The organism is Eubacterium ramulus (assembly GCF_003122485.1).
Classification (GTDB): Bacteria; Bacillota; Clostridia; order Lachnospirales; family Lachnospiraceae; genus Eubacterium_I; species Eubacterium_I ramulus_A.
This window is the reverse complement of the sequence record NZ_JRFU01000224.1, coordinates 1-2249: the sequence shown is the minus strand read 5'-3', so window position 1 is coordinate 2249 and position 2249 is coordinate 1. Positions and strand designations below refer to the sequence as shown.

Here is a 2249-nt window from a genome sequence, read left to right as displayed (position 1 = left end):
TATTACTCACCACTTGCAGAAGTGGGAGTCTTCTCGACTGAGATAAAACTTTTTGAAAAGCTAACACTATTAGTCAATATAAAAAGTTAATCTATATAGCTACAACTAAAAACAAAGGTCTCCTAAATATCTGCTAACTATATAAATTTTCCATGCAAACATATTTCTTATATAGTTCCAGATCAATATCTTTAAACACATTAAAAATCACACGTTCAATGCCGCAGTTTTCATTCTGTGCAAAGAACTGCTCTGTGGTTTCCACCGCAATCTGTGCCGCAATGTCGTTTGGGAAATGAAACTCTCCCGTGGAGATACAGCAAAATGCCACACTGTTGATTTCATGTTCCATGCAGCATTGCAGTACATTACGGTAACAATTCCGCAAATCTTCTTTTAAAGCTTCCGTCAATCTTCCGTACACGATCGGTCCCACTGTATGAATCACATATTTACAAGGTAAATTATATGCTGACGTCAGCGTAGCCGTTCCCGTTGGTTCCTCATACTGTCTGCCAAACCGGATTCTCCGCTGGTTCATAATATGATTACACTCATTTCGAAGTTGCACCCCTGCCGCACTGTGAATCGCATTATCAATGCAGCGATGACATGGCACAAAACAGCCAATCATCTGGGAATTGGCAGCATTTACAATTGCACCAACCTGCAGACGGGTGATATCTCCCTGCCAGATGGACATTCTGTCTGCAAATGACCGCTGACTTTCATATGCATCCTTTACCGTTGGAATTTCCGCCAGCGTCACAATTCCTTTTTCCTTTGCTTCTTCCTGTAAAAATATATCCTGAACTTCCAGAAAATCATCCGAAATACTCCGCGGCATACGGACATTCATCAGAGATCTCACTGCGTTTCTTTTTTCCGTTTCTGAATTACCTACCTGCAAATTTTTATACTGGATAGAATCCTCTTTTAAAGCATCCAGTAAAAAGTCTAACCGTTCCGACTGCAATTTATTTCTCTGTTCCATATGCCTGCTCCTTTCTGCTCCTGAAAAAACTCTGCTGCTTTCACATCATTCTTTTCTATATTTGTATGACCATATGACACTTTCATTGTATTTCAAGAATAACTTTACATTCTAACTGTGAAATACACATCATAAAACACATAGCAAACTTCTTCTACATATCTTTACAGATTCATAGTTTCCAAAATATCCGGAATACTTTTTGCCATATCTGCATTGATTCCAACTTCCCGCTCCTCACAGCTTTCCTGCACAACCGCTTCATTCAGATTCAATCTCACCATAGCACATTGACCATGTTCACGCACCATTTTTTCAAACAGAAAACGTATGATCATCGGTGTATTAAATCCCGTTCCACAGTCAATCAGGCAGAAATTTTTACCAGATTTCAAAGCCTCTCTCAAAAATTTCTGAAACCGTTCATCTGCATCATACCACGCTTCGTCTTCCACAAAATACTGATCGATCCGCAGATTCATATTCATTTTTCCGCCACACACCGGACACTTCGGAACCATATAAAACGGCACTTTGCAATCCCGCCTTGCCTGATCCATCTGCCGAAAACGCGCAACCGCATCATACGTTTTGGCATGGCATCCTTTTGCACACTGAATATGAAAATAATCGCCCTGTGTACAGAAAATCTGTTCCGTCGAGTAGCCTGCTTTTTCCATCTGGCCATCCGCATTTGTACTCAGGCAAAACGATTTTTTCCCCTGTGCCAGTGCGATCAGCTGCCGATACAATCCTGTCACATCCAACTCAATACCGCCAACCATCGCCTGTCGTGACCAGTATCCCCAGTAAGATTCCTCATCCGGATAAGGATAAAAACCGGCACTGTACATGTCCTGCATGTAAGGTCCTGCACCATATTTTTCAATAAATTCACCAAAATTTCCTTTGAAAAAATCGCCACCATACTGCGCACCTGCCGCCGTGGATATTCCAGCACCAAGTCCAAATAAAATATAATCTGCTTCCCGGATCAGCTTTGCTGCTTTTTTGATCTGCTCCTCATATGGTTCTGTTTGAAAAATATAATCCCGCGCCGGGACACCACTCATAAATGTTCTCACCCTGATTCACCTCTTTCATACTTCACATTCGTTATAAAATACTACCACACTACAATTTTCAAAGTTCATTGATCCTGTTTCTCATAGTTCATTTGACACTATCTAAAATCTTGTTTCTCCCGGTTCAAGTCGAACGCACGTGAGACTTGGTGCGTGATTCTGGTCAGCGC

Annotated in this window: 2 protein-coding genes; both read right to left on the bottom strand. The window is 41.3% G+C overall.

Translation table 11 applies throughout. The annotated features are described in order from the left end of the window. Positions 1 to 133: 133 nt before the first annotated feature. Entirely contained in the window at positions 134 to 994 is an 861-nt protein-coding gene (locus LG34_RS15890) for a protein-ADP-ribose hydrolase (protein WP_109216944.1), read from the bottom strand. Positions 995 to 1158: 164 nt separating this feature from the next. Further along, positions 1159 to 2079 (bottom strand): SIR2 family NAD-dependent protein deacylase, encoded by a 921-nt coding sequence (locus tag LG34_RS15885; protein WP_242979929.1) that lies wholly within the window; start codon positions 2077 to 2079, stop codon positions 1159 to 1161. Positions 2080 to 2249 lie beyond the last annotated feature (170 nt).